At 69.7% G+C, this 21,311-nt stretch carries 18 protein-coding genes; 8 read left to right on the top strand and 10 right to left on the bottom strand.

Annotated elements, in window-relative coordinates; translation table 11 throughout:
- Positions 1 to 195 precede the first annotated feature (195 nt).
- The 5 genes from VGZ32_RS02610 to infC all read right to left on the bottom strand — a co-directional run bounded on the left by VGZ32_RS02610 (position 196) and on the right by infC (position 4,059).
- The gene (locus VGZ32_RS02610; RefSeq protein ID WP_414642459.1) at positions 196 to 1,323 is read right to left on the bottom strand and encodes a sensor histidine kinase; all 1,128 of its coding nucleotides are present in this window, start codon (positions 1,321 to 1,323) and stop codon (positions 196 to 198) included.
- Between the two features lie 280 nt (positions 1,324 to 1,603).
- Positions 1,604 to 2,446, bottom strand: a complete 843-nt coding sequence (locus VGZ32_RS02605; protein ID WP_326884152.1) for an RNA methyltransferase — start codon at positions 2,444 to 2,446, stop codon at positions 1,604 to 1,606.
- Positions 2,447 to 2,487: 41 nt separating this feature from the next.
- Complete coding sequence (gene rplT, locus VGZ32_RS02600) at positions 2,488 to 2,874, bottom strand: 50S ribosomal protein L20 (RefSeq protein WP_326884151.1); 387 nt, start codon at positions 2,872 to 2,874, stop codon at positions 2,488 to 2,490.
- A 154-nt stretch (positions 2,875 to 3,028) separates the two neighbouring features.
- Entirely contained in the window at positions 3,029 to 3,223 is a 195-nt protein-coding gene (gene rpmI, locus VGZ32_RS02595; RefSeq protein WP_326884150.1) for a 50S ribosomal protein L35, read from the bottom strand.
- Between the two features lie 146 nt (positions 3,224 to 3,369).
- Positions 3,370 to 4,059: a translation initiation factor IF-3 gene (gene infC / locus VGZ32_RS02590; protein ID WP_326884149.1), complete on the bottom strand. Its 690-nt coding sequence runs from the start codon at positions 4,057 to 4,059 to the stop codon at positions 3,370 to 3,372.
- A 382-nt stretch (positions 4,060 to 4,441) separates the two neighbouring features.
- On the opposite strand from infC, the gene VGZ32_RS02585 reads away from it, so the two are divergent.
- Positions 4,442 to 4,837, top strand: a complete 396-nt coding sequence (locus VGZ32_RS02585) for a DUF1844 domain-containing protein (RefSeq protein WP_326884148.1) — start codon at positions 4,442 to 4,444, stop codon at positions 4,835 to 4,837.
- A gap of 16 nt (positions 4,838 to 4,853) precedes the next feature.
- Here VGZ32_RS02585 and VGZ32_RS02580 read toward each other — a convergent pair whose 3' ends face one another.
- The 3 genes from VGZ32_RS02580 to VGZ32_RS02570 are packed head-to-tail and all read right to left on the bottom strand — an operon-like array spanning position 4,854 to position 7,669.
- On the bottom strand, positions 4,854 to 5,627 hold the full coding sequence (locus tag VGZ32_RS02580) for an SseB family protein (protein WP_326884147.1): 774 nt from the start codon (positions 5,625 to 5,627) through the stop codon (positions 4,854 to 4,856).
- 9 nt (positions 5,628 to 5,636) lie between these two features.
- Positions 5,637 to 6,977, bottom strand: coding sequence for a S8 family serine peptidase (locus VGZ32_RS02575; protein ID WP_326884146.1), 1,341 nt, complete (start codon positions 6,975 to 6,977; stop codon positions 5,637 to 5,639).
- Positions 6,974 to 7,669, bottom strand: a complete 696-nt coding sequence (locus tag VGZ32_RS02570; RefSeq protein ID WP_326884145.1) for a hypothetical protein — start codon at positions 7,667 to 7,669, stop codon at positions 6,974 to 6,976. The genes VGZ32_RS02575 and VGZ32_RS02570 overlap by 4 nt, the downstream gene beginning before the upstream one ends.
- A gap of 619 nt (positions 7,670 to 8,288) precedes the next feature.
- Here VGZ32_RS02570 and VGZ32_RS02565 point away from each other — a divergent pair.
- The 7 genes from VGZ32_RS02565 (at position 8,289) to fxsT (ending at position 19,190) form a co-directional block, all read left to right on the top strand.
- Positions 8,289 to 9,482 (top strand): amino acid deaminase/aldolase, encoded by a 1,194-nt coding sequence (locus tag VGZ32_RS02565; RefSeq protein ID WP_326884144.1) that lies wholly within the window; start codon positions 8,289 to 8,291, stop codon positions 9,480 to 9,482.
- A 22-nt stretch (positions 9,483 to 9,504) separates the two neighbouring features.
- On the top strand, positions 9,505 to 10,455 hold the full coding sequence (locus VGZ32_RS02560; RefSeq protein WP_326884143.1) for a 5'-3' exonuclease: 951 nt from the start codon (positions 9,505 to 9,507) through the stop codon (positions 10,453 to 10,455).
- 232 nt (positions 10,456 to 10,687) lie between these two features.
- Complete coding sequence (locus tag VGZ32_RS02555) at positions 10,688 to 10,858, top strand: hypothetical protein (protein WP_326884142.1); 171 nt, start codon at positions 10,688 to 10,690, stop codon at positions 10,856 to 10,858.
- 8 nt (positions 10,859 to 10,866) lie between these two features.
- Entirely contained in the window at positions 10,867 to 13,239 is a 2,373-nt protein-coding gene (locus VGZ32_RS02550; RefSeq protein WP_326884141.1) for an FxsB family cyclophane-forming radical SAM/SPASM peptide maturase, read from the top strand.
- Between the two features lie 127 nt (positions 13,240 to 13,366).
- A complete protein-coding gene (locus tag VGZ32_RS02545; RefSeq protein WP_326884140.1) occupies positions 13,367 to 14,023 on the top strand; it encodes a TIR-like protein FxsC in 657 nt (218 codons plus the stop codon).
- Positions 14,020 to 15,276 (top strand): TIR-like protein FxsC, encoded by a 1,257-nt coding sequence (locus tag VGZ32_RS02540; RefSeq protein WP_326884139.1) that lies wholly within the window; start codon positions 14,020 to 14,022, stop codon positions 15,274 to 15,276. The genes VGZ32_RS02545 and VGZ32_RS02540 overlap by 4 nt, the downstream gene beginning before the upstream one ends.
- The gene (fxsT, locus tag VGZ32_RS02535) at positions 15,273 to 19,190 is read left to right on the top strand and encodes an FxSxx-COOH system tetratricopeptide repeat protein (protein ID WP_326884138.1); all 3,918 of its coding nucleotides are present in this window, start codon (positions 15,273 to 15,275) and stop codon (positions 19,188 to 19,190) included. The genes VGZ32_RS02540 and fxsT overlap by 4 nt, the downstream gene beginning before the upstream one ends.
- 46 nt (positions 19,191 to 19,236) lie before the next feature.
- Here fxsT and VGZ32_RS02530 read toward each other — a convergent pair whose 3' ends face one another.
- On the bottom strand, positions 19,237 to 20,118 hold the full coding sequence (locus tag VGZ32_RS02530; protein ID WP_326884137.1) for an alpha/beta fold hydrolase: 882 nt from the start codon (positions 20,116 to 20,118) through the stop codon (positions 19,237 to 19,239).
- 340 nt (positions 20,119 to 20,458) lie between these two features.
- Positions 20,459 to 21,163 (bottom strand): hypothetical protein, encoded by a 705-nt coding sequence (locus tag VGZ32_RS02525; protein ID WP_326884136.1) that lies wholly within the window; start codon positions 21,161 to 21,163, stop codon positions 20,459 to 20,461.
- Positions 21,164 to 21,311 lie beyond the last annotated feature (148 nt).

Genomic DNA, 21,311 nt, shown 5'->3' with positions numbered 1-21,311 from the left:
CCGATGCTCTACTTCCGCTCCACCACGCCACGGGGGCGCGCTCGTTCGGGGACTGTGCCGCGGATACCGCCGTGAGCGGCGACCGGGCATCGGCCGCGCGGGTGCGCAGATGCAAGCTTAGGCGGTTGCGACGTGGGAATAGCCCGCGATCTTCAGCCCTGTGGAAAACCTGCCTCGCGACGAGGCTGCGGGGCGTCAGGCCGCGGGCACGGTAAATCGGAACTGCGCGCCGCCGCCGGGGGCGCGGCCGACGGTGATGGTGCCGCCGTGGGCTTCGATGACGCCCTTGACGATGTAGAGGCCCAGGCCCGTGCCGCCGCGCCGGTTTCCGCGCCAGAAGCGCGTGAAGACGCGCCCGAGCATCTCGTCGGGGATGCCGGGCCCCTCGTCCTCCACGGTCACGGCCACCATGCCGGATGATCCCTCCGGTGCCTGCGGTGTGTTCACCGCCTCCACTGCCTCCAGCTCAACAGTGATCCTGACACGCCCGTCGCCGTGGCGCACCGCGTTTTCCAGCAGGTTGGCCAGTACTTGGCGCAGCTTGTCCGGGTCGGCATACGCGGGGGGCACGGGGCGGGCGTCGACCACGAAGCGGTCCAAGCTCTGCCCGGCCGCCACGATGCCGGCGATCTGCTCGTGGACGAGTTCCTCGACGTCGACGGGGTAGCGGAAGAGCTGAAGGCGGCCGGAGTCGATCCGGGCGATGTCGAGCAGCTCGGCGATCAGGCGGGTGACCCGGTCGGCGTCCGCGTCGACGGTTTCCAGCATCAGTTTGCGCTGGTCGTCGGTGAACCGCTCCCACTTCGCCAGCAGCGTGGCGGTGAAGCCCTTAACGCTGGTGAGCGGGGAGCGCAGTTCATGGGCGACGGTCGCGATCAGGTCCGCGTGCCGCCGCTCGGCGCGCGCCCGGCCCGAAGTGTCGCGCAAGCCCACGATGACGCGCTGCACGGCCTCGCCTTCGCGGATGAACCGGGCGGTCACCAGCACGCCGCGGCCTCCGGGCAGGAGCAACTGCGTTTCGGGCTGGCCGGTGCGGATCGCGAGGCCGCCGTAGGGGTCGGTGCACTGCCACCAGGCCCGGCCTTCGAGGTCTTCCAGCGGCAGCGCCTCGTCCAGCCGCTTGCCGACCGCCGTCGCGGGGTCGATCCCGGTGACGCGGGCGGCCGCCTTGTTGAACACCATGATGTGTCCGTGCTCGTCCGCGATCACGACCCCGTCGGGCAGCTCGTCGTAGGGCACGTCAGCGTCCGCTGGGCAGGGCTGTGACTGCTCGGCCGCGGGCCACGACGCCGTCCACCCGGTCCCTTTGCCGCGGGCGCGCACATAGGCAGGCTCGGGTGTCGCGTTCGCCGCTGAGTCGGCGATCCGATCGACCGTGCTCGGTGCGTCCAACGTCCCGCGCCCCTTTCCACGGACGGTGCCGCTCTCCCCGAGGTTTGGACGGCGCCCGGTTCCACCCATCATGTCCTCAGGTCGCCATCATTCCCGCTACCACTGCTGTTCCGCCAGAGCCGGAGGAATGCACTTGCCTTTGCAGCTTGCACCGCGGTCCACAGCTTGCACAGGCGCATCAGCAATCGAACCGAAGCGCCGTATGCGCCTTCTAGCGCCGACCGTGCTCCCCTTCTTCCCCGTATTGTCGCTGGGCACGCGCCGATGCGTACAGGCACACGGCTGCGGCTGTAGATAAGTTCAGGCTTTCGGCCTTGCCGTGGATCGGCACGCGTACGGCGGCGTCCGCGAGGGACCGGAGTTCCTCCGGAAGTCCCCATGCCTCGTTGCCGAACATCCAACAGGTCGGGGCGCGAAGGGCGCCCGAGTCGGCCTCGTCGTCGAGATCGAGCGCGCCAGTTCCGTCGGCGGCGAGGACCCTAAGGCCAGCAGTGCGGCACTCGGCCACGGCGGCGTCTACGGGTACCCCGACGGCAATAGGCAGATGGAAGAGCGACCCAACGGTGGCGCGCACAGCTTTGGGGTTGTACACGTCCACGGACTCGTCGCTCACCAAGACCGCGTCGGCCCCCGCGGCGTCGGCGGCGCGGATGACGGAGCCCACGTTGCCCGGGTCGCGCACGTGGGCGAGGAGTACCACGAGGCGCGGGGCGTGGGCCAAGACCGCGGCCACAGGCTCGTCGAGGAAGCGGCACACAGCGACCATGCCTTGCGGGTGCACGGTGTCGCTCAGCGAGGACACGACCTCGTCGGTGGCCGGCAAAAGCGCCGCGCCGCCGTCGCGGGCGGCCTGGACGATCCGCGGGTGCCGCTCGGCCGCTGCGGCGGTGTAGTAGAGCTCGGTGATTCCCGCGCCGTGGGCCGCCGCCTCGCGCACCGCCTGCGGCCCCTCGACCAGGAAAAGTCCCTGCTTCGCCCGGAACGCGCGGGTGGCGAGCCTCCGGGCCGCCACCGCCCGGGTGGACCGGGGGGAGGTGATCAGGGGGCTCGCCACGTCGTGCGGGCCTGCGGGGGACGCGGGCCGGGGACGGGCGGTCAGGCCGCCGCCCGGGGCGCGTTGACGTCGGTCGGCAGCGCCTTCTGCGCCACCTCGACCAGTGCGGCGAACGCCGCGGCGTCGTTGACGGCCAAGTCGGCCAGGATCTTGCGGTCCACCTCGACACCGGCGGCCTTCAGGCCCTGGATGAACCGGTTGTAGGTGATGCCGTTGGCGCGGGCGGCGGCGTTGATCCGCTGGATCCACAGGCGCCGGAAGTCGCCCTTCCGCTTCTTGCGGTCGCGGTAGGCGTACACCAGGGAGTGGGTGACCTGCTCCTTGGCCTTGCGGTACAGGCGCGAGCGCTGGCCGCGGTAACCGCTGGCCTGCTCGAGGATCGCGCGGCGCTTCTTCTGGGCGTTTACCGCCCGCTTCACGCGTGCCATGTCGTTCTCAACTCCTTGCGCGGGGCCGCGGCGGGATGCGCCGCCCTTCCCCGACTCTCGTCAGTGGTCGGTCCGGTAGGTGCTGCCGCCCCGCCGTGCTTACGCGGGTGCGTCCGTCATCGCGACGGCGCCGGGGGCAGCGTGCGGGCTTGGGTCACTTGCCGAGCAGCCGCTTGATCTTCTTCACGTCGGCGGGGGCCGCGACCACTTCGCCGGTCACCCGGCGGGTGTACGTGGACGGCTTGTGCTCGAGCAGGTGGCGCTTGCCGGCCTGACCGCGCATGACCTTGCCGGAGCCGGTGAGGCGGAAGCGCTTCTTGGCACCGCTGTGGGTCTTGTTCTTCGGCATGGCAGCCGTTCTCCTCATTCCTCATTCGCTGGCGCGTGCGCGCGGCACGCGTGGTGCGGCGGACCGGGTCCGCCGCCGGCCGGCGAGCCGGCCGAAGAGCGCACGGGCGCCTCGGGCCGGACGGCGCCGGCCGGATGATCCGGGTCCTACTCGGCCGCGCCCTGCTCGGGCGCGACGTCCTCGGCCGGAAGCAGTTCCTCGGCGGCGACCACGTCGGACGGGGCGACCGCATCCCGCTCCCGGGCGCGGCCGTCGGTGCCGGCCTTGGCCGCCTTCGCGGCCCGGGCCTCGGCCATCGCCTCGACCTTCTTCTTGCGCGGGCCGAGCACCATGATCATGTTGCGGCCGTCCTGCTTGGGCGCGAACTCGACGAAGCCGAGATCCTCCACGTCCGCGGCGAGGCGGTCGAGCAGGCGGCGGCCGAGCTCCGGCCGGGACTGCTCGCGCCCGCGGAACATGATCGTGATCTTGACCTTGTCCCCGGCGTTCAGGAACCGCACGACGTGACCCTTCTTGGTCTCGTAGTCGTGCGGGTCGATCTTCGGCCGGAGCTTCATCTCTTTGATGATCGTGTGCGCCTGGTTCTTGCGCGCCTCGCGGGCCTTCATCGCGGACTCGTACTTGTACTTGCCGTAGTCCATGAGCTTGGCCACCGGCGGACGGCCGGTCGGGACGATCTCGACCAGATCGAGGTCCGCCTCCTGGGCCAGGCGCAGCGCGTCCTGGATGGCCACGATGCCGACCTGCTGGCCGTCCGGGCCGACCAAGCGCACCTCGGGCACGCGGATCCGGTCGTTGATACGGGGTTCGGCGCTGATGGGGCCTCCTAAGTTCATGCGGGCCGGGGCGGCGAGCCGTGAGCCGCCGACCGCGCGCGGTACGGATTGGGAGCCCGCACCGCCTTGATCTGCAAGGGCACGCTCAGATACGTGACCCACACCGGCAAACAAAAGAGCTCCGCATGTATTCCATGCAGAGCTCCACCTACCGGGACGCCGCGCTCACTCAGCACCGCGTCGCACGACTCCTCCCGCCGACAGGACACCTACGGCAGGCGACGCGTGCTGGGACCGTACCCGTCGGCCTCCTGGTCGATCGGGTGGGAGGTGGGCCCTCCACTTGCGGACCGCCGCCGCGCTTGCGGGCGCGCCGACGGTTGGTCGCTGCACCAAATGTAGCACGTCCCGGCCAGGCCGCCCGCCGTGCGAGGATCGGCCCATGACCGACCGCACGCCGCCCGGCTCCGGAGCGCACGACTTCGCGGACCGGCCGGACGCCCGCGACCTGGCGGACGTTCCCGCCGTCGAGGTGATCGCGACGCTCGCGGTTCATCTGATGACGGCCGCGGCGGTTCAGCTGGGTCTCGGCGAACCTGCAGCTGAGGGCGGCTCCGCACAGCCGCCGGAGCCGGTCGATCTGGACGAGGCGCGCAAGCTGATCACCGCGCTCGCCGGGCTGGTGACCGCCGCCGCTCCGGAGATCGGTTCACAACACGCCGCGCCGCTGCGCGATGGGCTGCGGACGCTTCAGTTGGCGTTCCGTGAAGCCTCTGTCGTGCCGGATCCTCCCGAGTCGGCCCCGGGCGAGAAGCTGACCGGTCCGGTACTCCCTTAGGCACCGACTCCTCAGTTCAGGAGTCCTCGGATTCGTCAGGCGGCGGGGCGGCGACGATCGACAAGCCGTCGCCGAGCCGATCGCGCAACAGTGAATCGGCAGCGATGCTCTCGGCCACGCGGCGCAGCGGTTCGGCGAGCGTGCGCGGATCGGTTCCCTCGGTGAAGCCCAGTTCGAGCACGGCACCTTGCGCGAAGGCACCGACGCGTGCGCTTTTGAGGACGTCGGCGACTTCGGGGACCGAGCGGAGCACGACCAGCAGGGCCGCGACGACGTCGGGGTCGGCGTCGGGCAGGGTGGGGACGCGCCCGGTGGCGAACGCGCGCAGCGCGGCGCCGCCGAGCTCAAACTGCTCGTCCGTGCCGAGGTCGATCAGCAGAACGTCCGCCTCTTCCTGGATCGCCGCGGCGGCGGCCCGCTCCACCGAGACAGGGACCGGTCGAGCGCCCGGAAAACCGCTGGTCGAGCCCCACACACTCAGCTTGTCGGTGGAGGTGAACACCGGGACCGCCTTGGCGCCGTCCGCGGCCAGGAGCGTGACCAGCGCCATCTCACTGTCCTTGTCGCGGCGCAGGCCGACGCCTTCGCCGCTCTCGACCGGCTCGCTCTCGCCGAGGATCGCGACGACCGGTGCCAGGACCCGCTTACCCACCAGGGCGGGATAAAGCGCGTAGCGGTCGATCTCGCCGCGGTGGTGCGCGCCGAGCGCCTGGGTCAGCTCCGGATCTGCCGAACCGTCGTCGCCCTCGAAGCCGCTAGGTGCGATCGTGCGCTTGTGGGAGTCGGTCATCTGGCGAGCTTAGCCGCCGGGTGGGGGCGGCCAGGAGGGCGGCTCAGGAGGCGGCGGCTGCGCTATGGGCGGCTGGATGACTTGGGGCCAGCCAGGCGCCATAGGCACGACCGGCGCTGCAAGCGGGTCGGCGAACTGGGCGGCGATGGCTTCGGCGGCCCTGTGCCGGGAGCGGCGGAGGATTTGGATCCCGATCACGAGGGCCGCGATCAGCAGGAGCACTCCCCCGACGATCGCGCGCGGCATCGAGCCGAACGAGCCGACCGGTTCGGCGACCACCTCGGTGGGGCCGTATCCGAAGTGCGCGGCGACGGTGCCTGACCCGGCGCCCGGCGTCTCGGAGGCGCCTTTTACGCTCGCCGCTGCCTTAAGCGCCGCGACGGGGTCGACGATGCCGAAGCCGTTCTGGTCGTCGCGGCCCCCGGCGGGTTTGTCGCGCGCGGTCTGTTCCAGGATGTCGCGGACCTGGGCGGGGCTCAGGTTGTGGTTTTCGGAGACCAGCAGCGCGGCGATGCCAGCCGCGTAGGCGGTGGCCTGGCTGGTGCCGTCGCCGAGCTCGTATTCGTCGTCGCTGTCTGCCGCGTCGCAGGGCAGATTCACGCCCGGGGCGGCCACGGACACGTCCCAGCTGGTGGTCGAGAACCCGGCGTGCCGGGCGGACGAGTCGACCGCGGCCACGGTGATCACGCCGCGCTCGGCCCCGGGGAACTGGATCGCGTTGCCCTTGTCCCCGGAGTTCCCGGCCGCGACGACGACCACGACGTTGTGGTCGAGCGCGTACCGGATCGCGTCGGCCTCGGGCGTCGAGTCGCTCGCGCCGCCCGCGTCGCTGCCGCCGAGGGACATCGATATGACCCGCGCGCCGTGATCGACCGCGTACCTGATGCCGTCGGAGATCGGCGTCGCGCTGGTGGTGGCGCCGCCGATGTCAGGGGCGTCGTCGTCGCGGATGACCCGGATCGAGAGCAGATGGGCGCCGGGCGCGGCGCCGAGCATGCCGTCCCCTCCGCCCCGGCCGTGCCCGGCGATGATCGACGCCATGCAGGTGCCGTGCTCGCCCCAGCCGGTCTGGCCGGGCTGCTCGATCCCGCCCGCGAAGTCCGGCCCGGTGGTGACCTGGCCGGTCAGGTCGGCCCGCTGGCCCATCACACCCGAGTCGAGCAGGCCGACGGTGACGCCGGCTCCGGTGGAGATCTGGTTCGCGGCGGCCAGGTTGAGGAAGGCGAGCGGCCATTCGTGGTCGCGGATCTCGTCGGCGCGCGCGGGCGCGGCGATGGCGAGGATCGAGCCGCAGGTCAAGCCGAGCGCGGCCATGGCAGCGCCGGCGCGGCGGGCGGCTGTCCGGTTCACGAGCCGCTCCCTCCGGCAGCCGTGGAGGTCTCCTTGGCGGTCAGGATGATCTGGATGGCCGTGGGCAGGTCGCCGGCGACCTGGACCGCCGGGGAGCCCGCGGCCAGGGCCGATCCGGAGGCGGCGGCGCGGGCCGCGGCGTCGGGTCCGGTGCGTCCGTCGGTGAAGGCGGTGACCGCGTAGACGAGGTACGTGCCGTCGGAGGAGACCTGGCCCTGCCAGGTGACCCGCTGCGCGTCGCTGAACTGGGCCGCGAGGGTGCCCGCGACCGGGTAGACGTGCGGCATCATCGCGTCCTTCATGGCGTACGAGTCCGGCGCCCAGCTTTGGAACAGGTGCAGCCGGTCGTTGATCGAGCCGGAGAGGACGACGATACCGACGGTCGCGCTGATGGTCTGAGTCCGGTCGACATAAGTCGCCTCGATCGCGCGCGAACAGGTCGCGGGCGCTAGGGCCGCTGTGAACGCGGAAGGCAAGCCGGTGCAGGTCTCGTCTGGATTGACGCCGAGGCGGATATAGGTCTCGGTTCCTTCGCGGTTAAGCGTCGCGGGCAGCAGGTCATTCGCCGACGCGGTCCGCCACAGTGCACGCAGCGCCTCGTCTTGGGCAGTTACGCCGGTGGAAGGGCGTGCAGCGGTGCCGCCGGTGGGCGTGGCCAAGGCGACCGCGCCGACGAAAACCAGGATCGCCACACCTAGGAGCGCGAGCGCTGTGAGAACGGCGCTCGTGGAGACACGAGGGGCCAGTGGTTGCATGACCGGAGGCCAGAAACCATCGGGGGGCGGACCGTAAGCGTATGCCTGCGGCTGAGCGAATGCCGGATATTCGGGCTGCATGCCGGGAGCGGACCCGTAACCGCCCATTTGCGGCGCGGGCGCGGGGTAGCCGTACTGCGCCTGAGGCGCAGCGACGCTGGGCGCCATCGGCACTTGGGGCGGCGTTCCTGGCTGCTGTGGCTGCGCATACGGGGGCGTGCCGCCGGTCGTGCCGGGCTGAGAAGCCTGCGTAAGATCGGGCGCGCTCAAAGGCGCAGGGGCCGGAGTAGGCGGCTGTGCTGCGGTCCCGGGCTCCGGAGCGGGCGCCTGGCCGGGCGGCGGCGACTCTGGGTTCTGGCTCGCGATGCTGACCGCCCCCAACCTTTCCGTCCCCCGCCGCCGCGCGGGAGTCATTGATCGGTTTGCACCTTAGTGCACCCGCGGACGGCCTGACAGCGCAAGGTCGGACGGGTGCGCGCGGGGTCACCAGGTCGAGACCTTTCCGGGATCGAATCGGTCTTACCAGGGCACACCGAGGTATGGAAGGGTTCGGAGTGTGAGTCACCTGGACCGCCTGAACCACGCGACAGCGCACCTCGATCCCCCACTCGCGGTGGTCGACCTGGCGGCTCTCAGGTTCAACGCGACCGAGCTGGTCAGGCGGGCCGCCGGGAAGCAGATCAGGGTCGCGTCGAAGTCGCTGCGCAGCCGCGAGGTGCTGCGCGCGGTGCTGTCGCTGGACGGATTCGCGGGAGTCCTCGCGTTCACCCTGCCCGAAGCGCTGTGGCTCGCCGGTTCAGGCTTCGACGACGTCGTGGTGGCGTATCCGACGGTGGACCGCGCGGCCCTGCGCAGGCTCGCCGCCAACCACGCGGCAGCCGACGCGGTCACCCTGATGATCGATTCGATCGAGCAGCTGGACCTGATCGAGAAGGCCGTCGCCGAGGTCCCTGAGGCATCGCCCATCCGGGTGTGCGTCGACATCGACACCTCCTGGCAGCCTTTGGGCGGCCGGGTGCGCGTAGGCGCGCGCCGCTCGCCGCTGCATTCACCCGTTTCAGTGACTGCAGTGGCGCGAGAGGCGGCCGACCGGGAGTGGTTCCGACTGGTCGGGCTGATGGGGTACGAAGCGCAGATCGCGGGGGTCGGAGACGCGCCGCCCGGGCGGCCGCTGCGCGGGCTCGCGGTGCGGGCGATGCAGCGGGGCAGCGCGGCGGAGCTGGTCGAGCGGCGTGCGGCGATCGTCGCGGCGGTCAAGGAGATCGCGCAGCTCGAATTCGTCAACGGCGGGGGCACCGGCTCGGTCGAGCGGACCGCCGCGGAGGACGCGGTGACCGAGATCGCGGCCGGCTCCGGACTCTTCCTGCCGCGCCTGTTCGACGGGTACCGCAACGTGACCGGGCGACCTGCGGCGCTGTTCGCGCTGCCGGTGGTCCGGCGGCCGGGTCCGGGTGCGGTGACCGTGCTCGGCGGCGGCTACGTCGCGTCGGGTCCGCCAGGCCGCGACCGGCTCCCGCAGCCGTACCTGCCCCGAGGCCTGCGCTTCGACCCGCAGGAAGGGGCGGGCGAGGTGCAGACGCCGCTGCTCGGGGCGGCGGCGGACAACCTGGCGCTGGGCGACCGGGTATGGTTCCGGCACGCGAAGGCCGGTGAGCTGTGCGAGCGGTTCGCCGAGCTGCACCTGATCGAGGGCGAGACGGTCAAGGCGACGGTGCCGACGTACCGCGGCGAGGGTCGCACCTTCCTCTGACCGGCTGTGGGAAGCTGGGCCGGTGGCTGAACGGCTGATGCTCCTGGACACCCCGACGCTCTACTTCCGGGCCTATTTCGGCCTGCCCGACTCGATCAAGGCGCCGGACGGCATGCCGGTCAACGCGATCCGCGGCACGCTCGACTTCATCTCGCTGCTGGTCTCCGGCCACCGCCCGGACCGGCTGATCGCCTGCTTCGACGCGGACTGGCGCCCGGCGTTCCGGGTCGCCGCGATCCCGTCGTACAAGGCGCACCGCGTCGTCGGGGCGGCGACCGGAGCGGACGGCGCGGCCGTGGCCGGCCCCGGGATGGCCGAGGAGATCCCCGACACGCTCTCGCCGCAGGTGCCGGTGCTGGAAGAAGTACTCGACGCGTTCGGCATCGCCCGAGGCTGGGCGGACGACTTCGAGGCCGACGACGCGATCGCCGCCTACGCCGCCGCGCACGACGGCCCGGTACAGGTGGTGACCGGCGACCGCGACCTGTTCCAGCTCGTGGACGACGCGAAAGGCGTGCAAGTCCTCTACATCGCCCGCGGTCTCGCGAAGCTCGAGGTCGTCGACGAAGCCGCACTCAGTGCGAGATACGCGATTCCCGGGCGCGGATACGCGGACTTCGCGGCGCTGCGCGGCGACCCCAGCGACGGCCTGCCGGGCGTCCCAGGCATCGGCGAGAAGACCGCCGCGACGCTGATCTCCGCCTATGGAAGCCTCGCCGGTCTCCAGGCGGCAGTCGACGACCCGACGTCAGCGCTCAAACCCGCTGTGCGCACGAAACTCGTCGCCGCCCGCGCCTACCTCGAAGTCGCGCCAGAAGTGGTCAACGTGCGCGCCGACGCTGCGGTCGAACCCGTCGACTCCCGCCTGCCGACCACCCCCGCCGACCCCGGCGCGCTCGACGAACTCTCCAAGCGATACGGCCTGACCAGCCCCGTCCGGCGGCTCCAGACGACGCTGGCCGAGAAGGCTTGAGGCGGCGAGCCGATTCCGCGATCTCCGCGAGCCGAAGTCACATCGCGCGCCAGGAACCACGGCAGCGAGCTTGCGCATGCAGCCGTCACGCTCATACCCGAGGTCGGAAGATTCAAATGGGTGATGACGCCCCGCATCTGTTGACTTAGGATGGAAGGTAAGTACCGGTTCTGATGTAGGCGGGCTCGCCCAGTCGGCGCGTCCCACGACCTGATTACCCGGGAGGGGCAGAATGCCGGACGCGCCCACAAACCGGACCGCCGCCGAAGCACTGCTACGACACGAGCATCGCCTGCAGGACATCGCCGCCCGCACCGATCTCAACGCGCTGGCGAAGCGGTGGGTCGTGCCGGACGAGAACGCGCCTGCCGTTCTGGTCGCCGCATTCAACGCGTCCCTGTAGAAACGACGGTGTCGGCCCCGCCCGGCCGCCTGATCGCCGAGCACGCCCTCCCAGATTTCGCGATCACGCAGTTCGTCGTCAAGGTCCACAGCAGGTGCGATCTCGCGTGCGATCACTGCTATGTCTACGAACACGCAGATCAGAGCTGGCGTGACCGACCGGTGGCGATGGCCGGGCAGACCGTGGCCCGTGCCGCGGAGCGGATCGCCGAGCACGCGAAGCGCCACGGGCTGTCCGGCGTGCGGGTGATCCTCCATGGCGGCGAGCCACTGCTCCTCGGACCCCGTCGGATGGACGAGACCTTGCGCATCCTGCGCACCGTGCTCGCCCCGGCCGCCGAGATCGACTTACGCCTGCACACGAACGGCGTGCAGCTCTCAGCAGAGTTCTGTGAGGTTTTCGACCGGCACGGGGTCAAGGTCGGCGTTTCGCTGGACGGCGGCCGTCGGGCGAACGACCTGCACCGCAGATTCGCGAACGGCCGCAGCAGCCACGACCACGTGCTCAACGGCCTGAGTCTGCTTCGCAAGCAGGAGTACCGCCATCTCTACGCCGGAATCCTGTGCACGATCGATGTGCGCAATGACCCGATATCAGTCTACGAGATGCTGTTACGGGAGGAACCTCCCGAATTGGACTTTCTCCTCCCCCATGCGACGTGGACCAGCCCGCCCGCCAGGTACCAGGACAAACCGGCCGAGTACGGGGACTGGCTGGTCGCGGTCTACGAGCGCTGGCTCGCAGACGGGCGCCCGGTCCCCATCCGCATGTTCACCTCGTTGGAGCACACGGCGCACGGCGGCCGAAGCCTGACTGAGGCTTTGGGCGCGGAGGTCGTCGACCTCGTGGTCATCGAGACCGACGGAACGTACGAGCAGGTCGACTCGCTCAAAATCGCGTATCCGGGCGCACCCGAGACCGGTTTCAACGTGTTCGAGCACACGGTCGACACCGCGACAGGCCATGCGGGTTTCGCCGCGCGCAGTTCGGGGATTGAGGGCCTGTCCGGCACGTGCCGGGCCTGTCCGGTGGTGCGCCGGTGCCGCGGCGGCTTTTACCCGCACCGATACAGCCAGCAGAACGGATTCGACAATCCGTCCGTGTATTGCGAGGACTTGCGGACGTTGGTGGAGAAGATACCCGGTCGTGAGGAGAGTGTTCCCACGTTCGGGCCAGCCCTCCCGGACGGTGTGCCGGAAGGGTTCGCGCGCGACATGATCGAGGGTATCGATGCGCCCGAGAGCCTTGAGTCGCTCGCGGCTCTCCAGAACTGGATCAACCGAGTCGTCGTCGCCCAGGCGGCCCAGGCTGCCGCGCCCCGCGAACCGGCGGCCGAGCGGGCCTGGGATGCACTCGTCCGGATCGAGGAACGATCTGCGCACGCTGTCTCGCGGGTGTTCTACCATCCGCATCTGCGCGTCTGGGCCGCCGGCCTCCCCGCCGCTGACGCCGCGAAGCGGGATCAGGACTGGGGGCCGCTCGAAGCGATGGCGATCAGCGCCGCGGCGTACGGGGGCCTGACCGAACAGCTGACGATGCGGCCCCGGGACGGGGAATTCTACTTCCCCAGTGTCGGAACCCTGAGTGCCCCCGCAGCGACATCAGCCGTCGTGACAACCGCTCTGGACGGACTCGTCGTCGAGGCCGACGACGGCCGCGTATACGAGGTCGACCTGGCTGCACCGGATCGGGTTGATCGGAACTGGCGACCACTGCCTCGGCTGGAGGCAGAGGGCGTCTCGATGACACTCGACGACTCCGATCCCTACCGCGACTGTTACGGATGGCCGGCTGCGGGCCGCCTTGAGCCGGACGAGGTGGTCGCCTGGCGTTCCGCATTCGCCGAGTCGGTCGCGTTTCTCGACGAGCACCTCCCCCACCATGCCGCGAGCCTCCGAGCCCTGCTGCGCACGATCGTGCCGCTGTCTGCCGATCCCGACGGACGCGCGCGCAGCGCCAGCACGTGGAATGTGTTCGGCTCGGCCGGAATCGCGCGCCCCGACACCCCGGACACCCTCGCGCTGCTCCTGGTCCACGAGTTGCAGCACATCAAGCTCAATGGACTGCTGGATTTCATAGAGCTCTACGACAGACGGGACCGGACGCTCTACTACGCGCCCTGGCGTGACGAGAAGCGTCCGCTGCGCCAGTTCCTTCACGGCACCCTCGCGCACATCGCGGTGACGGAGTACTGGCACGTCCAGACGCGAATCCGGCCTGCCGGAGCGGGCTTGGACGCAGCACGTGACAAGTTCGCCACATGGCGGGTGCACACCGGGAACGCCATCGCGACGCTGCTCGGCTCGGGGAAGCTCACCGAGGAGGGGCGCCTGCTCGTCGAGCGGGCGGGTGACTCGCTGAGTCGGATGCCGAGTCCGTGACCTCGGCGACAGGTCCCCGTCCGCCAGATCCACGCGGCGCCGCAACACCGTCCAAACGGCTACCAAACGGCGCCGCGCGACGTATTCTCGTTCTTATTCAGGGGCGACGGTCAGGGGAGGCTGGGGCATGCCCGCTGCGGTACTGGGGGACGGCGATCCGCTCGCGCCGATCTTCTTCCTCAGCTACCACCGGGGCGAGGGCTCCGACCTGGCAGAGGCCCGCGACACCGACGAATTCGTGCTCAGACTGTTCAACGACCTGATCGACCAACTCAATCCGCTGGTGGCGCGGCGGCCCGGAGCCGAATACGGATTCATCGACCGCGGGATGCGCGGTGGCGACCGGTGGGCGCCGAGCCTGATGGACGCTCTCGGCCGGTGCCAGGTGTTCGTCGCACTCACGTCGGCGCCGTATTTCGAGAGCGAGTTCTGCGGCAAGGAATGGCACGGATTCAGCGGACGCGCCATCGTTCGGTCGAATCAGGGGACCATGAGATTCGACTCCGCGATCATCCCGGTGGTGTGGGCGCCCAATTACAGCGGCTGGGTGCCGAAGGTCGCCGACCGGATTCAGCGATTCACCCCGGGTCCCGGCTTTCCGGAGCCGCAGTACCTCGAGCGCGGTGTCCACGGCCTGCTGGCGACCAGCAAAGAAGAGGCGTACAAGGAGGTCGTCTGGCGGCTGGCTCGGCGCATCGCGAACACCTTCTACGCCTGCCGGGTCGAATCCCGTGAGCTCGATGACCGCAAGCTACGCAATGTGTTCCAGGAGGAGGTGCCATGACCGGAAATCCCACTCGCGGGGACGACAGCTTCGGCGCCGAGCACGGGGGGTATTTCTTTCTCAGCTATGCCAGCACGCCACCGCCGCGGAGGGAGAGCGACCCGGACGCCGACGCCGTCGTCGACGACTTCTTCCGGGACCTGTCCGAAGCGGTGACGGAGGCGCGTGGCCTCCCCGAACTCGGCATCGGCTTCTGCGACCGCTTCCTCGCCGTGGGCCTCGACCGGGAAGCCCGGGTCCGCACGGCTCTGGGGCGGGCCGAGGTGCTGGTACCGCTGTATTCCCCACGCTATTTCAAGAGCGTGTCCGCCGGCCGAGAGTGGACCGTATTCTTCCGCCGCCTGCTCGCCCAGGGCGTCGCCGACCCGGGACGGCATGTCGTGCCGGTGTGCTGGACTCCCCTGCCTCCCGGATACAACTACCCGACCGGCGTAGACGTACCGGCCGCTCATCTCGCGATCGGCAACTACGCGGAGGACGGTCTGCAGACCATGTACAACCTCACCCGGCACCGGGCGGACTACCAGAAGGTGGTCGCCGAGGTCGCCAAGTGCGTGGTGGCAATCGCGGAGCAGCGCCGGGTCGGTCCTGGGATCACCGCCCCGGTCGAGGACCGCGAGCTGGACTTCCCGCAGGACAGCGACGGGCCCGCGTTCGCCATCGTCATCGCCGCGCCGGACGTGGCGGCAGCGGAGGCGGGCGGCCGCCCGGCCTATGGCCCGACGCCGGCGCACTGGCGGCCGTTCGGGGTGCGCGAGGAGCTCACGCTCGCCCAGGACGCCGCCGCGATCGCCGCCCGGTTCGGCTTCATCAGCAGGATCTCCTCGCTTGGCGACAAGGGGGATCCCTTCGTCGAAGCACCGGGCGTCCTGCTGATCGACCCCTGGCTGGCCAGCACGGCCGAGGGCCGGACCCGACTCGAGGGCGCGATCAGCCGGCTTCCGAAATGGGCGCTGCCGGTCTTCGTGACCGGCGAGGCCGAGCCGATCTCCGAGCGGCTCGGCCAACCGCTGTCCGCCGTCGCCGCCGAGCTCGCGGCCGCGGGAGCCACGTCGAGGGGCGAGGCCGCCCATCGCGCCGTCGACGGCATCACCTCCCTGGAGGATTTCAGCAAGCTCTTCCCGATTCTGGTCACCGACGCCTCGCGCAGGTACCTACGGTATGGGCGTGTCTACCCGGAGCCGAGAGACCCGTCGGCCCGCCCCACGATCATGGGTCCGGACTCCGGACCCGGCGACAAGGACATCCGATGACTGAGTCACGCGGCGGCACGATCATCACGTTCTACTCGTACAAGGGTGGAACCGGACGCACGATGGCGCTGGCGAACGTCGCGTGGATCCTGGCCTCGAACGGCTACAAGGTGCTGGCCGCCGACTGGGATCTGGAGGCACCCGGGCTCCAGCGGTTCTTCCTCCCCTTCCTCGACGTACGGACGATGGCCGCCGCGTCCGGGGTGGTCGAGCTCATCCGGGAGTACGAGCTCGAAGCGGCCAAGCTGAACTCGCGCCCTCAGGACTGGCATCGGCATTTCGCCCGGGCCAGCCGGAACGCGGTATCGGTCAGGTGGCCGTTCCCGCGGGGAGGGTCGCTCGACTTCCTGCCGGCCGGCCTGCAGAACCAGGACTACGTCGAATCGGTCACGTCGCTGGACTGGGAGGACTTCTACTCCCGGCTGGGCGGAAACGACTTCTTCAACGCGCTGCGGGAGGACATGAAGGCCGAGTACGACTACGTCCTGATCGACAGCCGTACCGGACTCAGCGACGTGGCCGACATCTGCACCGTCCATCTGCCTGACGTGCTCGTCGACTGCTTCACGTTGAGCGGCCAGAGCATAGACGGGGCCGCGGAGGTCGCCCGGGCGATCAATTTAAGGCACCCGGACAAGGTGAAGATCTTCCCGGTCCCGATGCGCGTGGACGAGTCGGAGAAGCAGAAGGCCGACCTCAGGCGACAGGTCGCGCGCAGGCGGTTCGACCGGATGCCGGAACACATCGGCGACGCAGACCGGCCGGCCTACTGGAGCGCGGTCGAAATCCCGTACCGCCCGTTCTACGCATACGAAGAGGTGCTGGCCGTCTTCGGTGATCCGCCAGGGCAGCGCTTTTCCCTCCTGTCTGCATTCGAGCAGCTCACCGCGCAACTGACCGCGGGAAAGGTGACATCACTCCCGGAGATCCCGGAAGAGGAGCGCAAGCGGGTCCTCAGCGAGTTCTCCCAGCGCATCGAGCCGCACCAGCAAGCCACAGTCGCATACGTGCCCGAGAACGTGATGTGGGGCGAGTGGATTGCCGCCGTGCTGCGCCAGGCCAGATTCGAAGTGCACACGGTCAACGCCGCGGACGGACCGGCGCAGCCCTCGGCCGGGAAGGCGACGGTGGCCGTGGTGTCCAACGACTATGTCGAATCCCGAGGCGCCATGGAGTTCGCGCGCAATGCGCGCGCTCTCGCCGAACTTCCCGGCGACGCCACTTTCCTCGGACTGTTCGTCGGGGACGTGCGACCCGACGAGCCTTTCACGAGCGCACCCTCGGCCACGCTCCGGGGGCTGACCGAGGCCGACGCCGCCAACGAGGTGCTCCGGGCGCTGGGACAACCGCCTCAGTGGCCCAAGGACCGGCCGCTGCGGCTTCAGGCGCGCTTCCCCGCGCAGTCTCCGAAGATCTGGAATGTGCCGGGCCGCAATGCCAACTTCACCGGACGCGATGACGACATCGAACAGCTGAGAGAGAAGCTGAGGTCCAGCGGCACATCGGTGTTGTTGCCGGTGGCTTTACACGGGATGGGTGGCGTCGGCAAGACACAGGTCGCCGTTGAGTACGCCTATCGGTTCCGCGCCGACTACGACGTGGTCTGGTGGATCAACGCGCAGCAGCCCTCGTTCATCGACACCGCGCTGCTCCGCCTCGCAGACCGACTCGGGCTGCGTCTCGAGCCGCCCGACAACTTCGAGGGCGTGGTGGAGGCGCTGCAGGCAGGGCGGCCACACAACCGCTGGCTTCTGATCTTCGACAACGCGGTCAAGCCGCAGGATCTGGAGAAGTTCCTCCCGCGCGGTACCGGGCACGTGCTGATCACCTCCCGCGAGCGGGCGTGGAACGACGTGGCCAACGCGCTCGACGTCGACGTGTTCGACCGCGAGGAGAGCATCAGCCACCTGCGACACCGGGTGCACGAGATGAGCGCGCAGGACGCGAACCGCCTCGCCAAAGCACTCGGCGACCTGCCGCTGGCGGTGGCGGGAGCCGGCGCCTGGATCGCCGAGACCGGCACGCCGGTCGACGCCTATCTCGACCTGCTGCTCCAGCAGCCGAGCAAGGTTCTCTCAGAGACCGGGCCCTCGGACTACCCGGAGAGCGTGCTGCGGGTGTGGTCGTTGGCCCTCGAACGGCTTCGGGAGCGTTCACCCGCCGCCGCCAGGCTCTTCGAGCTCTGCTCTGTCTTCGACTCGGAGATCGCCAAGCAGCTCGTCGTCAGCGATGAGATGGCCGCCGTGCTGGCGGACCTGGACGAGACCCTCAGCGACTCGCTCTACCGCCACGGGCTGATCCGGGAGCTGGGCCGGCTCGCCCTGATCAAGAACGACGAGGCGCGCCAGTCGATCCACGTGCACCGGCTCCTTCAAGCCGTGGTGCGGGACCGGTTGACGATCGAACAGCTTGACGCGGTGCGCAGGGACGCGCACCGGGTGCTCGCCGCCGCGCGCCCCACCGACGAGGCGGCGGTCGACGATCCGAAGCAATGGCCGCGCTATGACCAGATCTGGCCCCACCTGGATCCGACCGACATGATCCACTCCGCCGAGCCGAAGGCGTGGGAAGTGCTCGTGGACCGGGTCCGCTATCTGTGGCAGAACGGCGAACTGGCGAACGGACGGGTCTTCGGCCGGGCGGTCGACAAGATCTGGGAGGCCCGGATCCACGAAGGACTCGACGGCGGTGCGGACATCCGTCCCCTGCGCCTCCGACAGTTGCGGCTGCGCTACAACCTCGCGAACATCCTCAGGTCGGAAGGCTCCTTCAGGGCGGCTCGCGAGCTCGACGAGGCCACGCTGGCGGAGCGCCGCGCCCTGCTCGGGCCGAATGATCCGCACACGCTCATGGCGGCGAGCGTTCTCGCCGCGGATCTGCGGGCGTTCGGTGAGTACCAGAAGGCCCTCGAAATGGATCGCGCGACCTACGCCAGCTTCGAGGATCGGTTCGGCTCCACGCACCCGCGCGTCCTCTCGATCGCGAACAACCTGGCGGTGGACCACCGGCTGCTGGGCGACTACGCCAAGGCGCTCGAACTCGACCAGCAGACCCTGGCGGCGCGCCGCACCGAACTCGGCGAGCGCCACAAGTGGACGCTGCTCTCCCAGGCCCTGCTCGGCCGCGACCTGCGAGAGATCGGCGAGTATCAGCTGTCGATCACCCGGCTCGAAGCGGCGCAGCGCGACTTCGCCGACACCGTGGGCGAAGTCGCGCCCGACACGTTGAACGCGACGATGAACCTGTCCGTCTCACAGCTGGCGCTCGGTCGCGTCGCCGAGGCCAAGACCCTCATCGAGAAGGCACTGGACGGCTACGACAGCCTTTACCACTCGGAGTCGAATCCGTATTTCGTGATCTGCAAGGTGAACTACGCCGCCGTGCTCAGCGCGTCGGGCGATCACGCCGGCGCCCTCAAGACGCTGTCGACGGCGCTCCAGGTCATCGAACGCGAAGGTGGCGCGGCACACCCCTACACCCTCGCGTGTGTCAACAACCTCGCCGTGTACCTGCGCAGGGACCAGAAGTTCGACGAAGCGCGCGAATGCGCGCAGCGGGCGTTCGACGGACTGCGCCTCGCGCTGGGAGACGAGCATCCGCACACCCGGGCGGCGGCCATGAATCTGGCGAACGGCTTCGCCGACGCCGGAGACCACCGGGCAGCGGCCGACCTCAACCGCGAGACCCTCGACGTCCTCGTCACCCGGCTCGGGCCGGACCACCCGGACAGCCTGCGCTGTCGGGTCAACCTCGGGCTCGACCTCGCCAGGCTCGATCGGGAGGGAGAAGCCGCGGGCCTGGTACAGGAAGGTATCCGCTCGCTGGCCGAATTCCTCGGGGAGAACCATCCCGACGTCCACGAGATGCGGCGCGGCAAGCACGCGGAACGGATCCTCGAACCGCGCGAGATCTGAGGCGGTACGGTTTGGCGCGGCCCATGACGTGGGCCGCGCTGACCACTCAGCGGGACAAGACCGCGGAGTCGGCCAGCGCGAGCACCCGCGGGAGCAGTTCGGGCAGCCTCTCCACCGCCGAGAAGTGCGAGGCGCCGGTCTCGATGGAGGTGACGGCGGTGGGGATGTGCTCGGCGAGCCATCGCGAGTGCGACACCGGCGTGAAATGATCTTCGGCTCCGTGCCACAGCAGAACGGGGATCTTGATCTCCCGGACGTCGAACCCCCAGCCGTGGAGGTCTCCGAGGGCGATCAGATCGTCGTGCCAGCCGTACCAGTTCTCGGTCCTGCTCAAGGCCGCCTGGTACGTCTCGTCGAACTTCGACCGGATCGCGCCGATGATCCGGCGGTCGGACGCGTGCAGTCCCTCGTCGAGGATGGGAAGCAGCGCGGCCGTGTCGGAACCGACGGCGCCCGATCGCTCCTCCCGGAGCCCGTCGAGGCGCTCCGGGTGCGTTTCGACCAGCCGGTAGGCTCGCCGGTTGTCAGCGGTCATCCCGGCGAACCAGTCGAACCCCTCCCGCTCGCTGACCGGATCGCGCGGCGCGAGGCTCACCAGGGCGGCCGCAGCGGTCACCCGCGGGACCAGTTTCGCCGCGCAGGCCAGCGCGTGGGGTCCGCCCCCCGAACGGCCGATGACGGCGAACCGATCGATGCCCAGCGCGTCGGCGATCGCCTCAACGTCGTCCGCCGCATCCACCACCCGGCGTCCGTGATCGCGGTCGGATTCCCCATAGCCGGGTCGGTCGTAACTGATCAGGCGGATGTTCTGGCGGTGCAGGTGGATGGCCCGGGGTTTCGGCCCTCGTCTCCCGCCGGGCGTGCCGTGCAGAAGAAACACCACGGCGCCGTGAGGCGATCCGGATTCCTCAACGGCTAACTGCCGCACTGACTGCCGCGCGCCCCCCCGGACGCTGATTCGTCGGATCACCGTCACCCTCTCCGGATGCCCACCAGCCGCCGACCGTCGGCGAGTCGCGTTCCCGAGTCTGCATTGGCGCAAAAGATTACGGCATTGTGCAGTCCTCAAATCGCGTCCGGCTGAAGTCGGCCTGGGATGCGGGTCACCGGTCGGGTGTACATCAGACTACGTTCACACTGCCGCCACGTCGAGCTTCCGCAGGCCAGCTGGCTGAGTTCGGCCGACGTCCGGCGAAAGACTGCCCGAACGGGCGACGTCGCTTGTCCGCAGGGGCGCCTTCGATTTCCTCCCGATGGAGCACACCTGATCAGCGCAATTGTCCGGTTGATCGGTACAGCTCGTTGAAGTGCGCCGCGAGTGCCCGGGCGTTGTGCGAGCGGGCGCCGAATTCGAGATAGAGCGGGGATGAGCCCGGCATCCCGTCTGAGGGGAGGGTGACCCACATCCGGGCGTCGCAGCGGACCAGGGCCAGGGTTGGCCATCGTTGGCTGGTGCGGATGTCGAGGCGTCCGTGGGGCACCGCGTCGTAGAGCGCTTCCAGCTCTGCTCGTGCGGTCTCCGACAGCTCTCGGTGCGCGGCCGCGGTGAATCCGAGGGCGCGCAGGACTCTGGGCTGGGCGATTCCCGGATCGGGCATCAGGATCTCTATCGCCACGTCGCGTTCGAGTGCTTCGCGGAGCGCGCCGATGATTCGGTCGCGCGTGCATTCTCGCTCGGTGCGGGAGGTGCCGCGGACGGGGACGTTGCTCCAGGAGAGCAGGCAGCCGGTAGCGTCGAGCAGCTGGATGCGGTGCTTTGCGCTCGCGATTCGGGTCGGGAGGTCGCCGATCGGGTGGGGGCGGGTGTGCTGTGCTAGGTGGTACCCGACTGCTACGGGGCCGGCGATCACGGCGAGGAGCAGGTCTCCGACGATCTGGCCGAGCGTGTTGACCGGCAGGCCGACGTAGCCGTCGATCTGGCTGTCGCGCACCACCCAGGCCATCGCGACCAGGCATGGGACGAGCACGGCCAAGCGCCCTAGGGTGACACGGCGGATGATGCGTGCGGCTCTGCCCCTTGGTCCGCTGGGTGAGTTATCAGGCTTCGCGTTCCATGTCGACGCTTCTGGGCTCGCGCTTGTTTTCTCGTACGTCGGTGTTGGAACAGCCGCCAGATGCGTT

Source organism: Actinocrinis sp., from assembly GCF_035938995.1.
Taxonomy (GTDB): domain Bacteria; phylum Actinomycetota; class Actinomycetes; order Streptomycetales; family Catenulisporaceae; genus DASZGI01.
The sequence above is the reverse complement of the archived record's forward strand: the minus strand, read 5'-3'. Positions and strand labels throughout refer to the sequence as shown.